The organism is Psychrobacter sp. W2-37-MNA-CIBAN-0211, assembly GCF_040309405.1.
Taxonomy (GTDB): Bacteria; Pseudomonadota; Gammaproteobacteria; order Pseudomonadales; family Moraxellaceae; genus Psychrobacter; species Psychrobacter glaciei.
In genome coordinates this window covers 1-239 of the sequence record NZ_JBEOOU010000544.1, presented here as the reverse complement: position 1 = coordinate 239, position 239 = coordinate 1, and the positions used below count along the sequence as shown (strand labels likewise).

1 protein-coding gene is annotated in these 239 nt (G+C 48.5%); it reads right to left on the bottom strand.

Annotated elements, in window-relative coordinates; all coding sequences use genetic code 11:
• A partial coding sequence (locus tag AAEY72_RS16200; protein WP_502945416.1) for a thiamine pyrophosphate-binding protein occupies positions 1-239 on the bottom strand: 239 nt, incomplete at both ends.

Below are 239 nucleotides of genomic sequence, written 5' to 3'. Positions count from 1 at the left end.
CTTCATGGCTGATACCTTCCATAAGGCAACCATCGCCTAAGAACGCATAAGTATGATGATCGACAATGTTATGACCGTCACGATTGAACTGCGCCGCTAGCGTTTTCTCTGCGATCGCAAAGCCGACCGCATTGGCAATACCTTGACCTAGTGGACCTGTCGTCGTTTCAACCCCAGGTGTATAGCCTAACTCTGGATGACCTGGCGTTTTTGAATGCAATTGACGAAAGCCTTTCAGA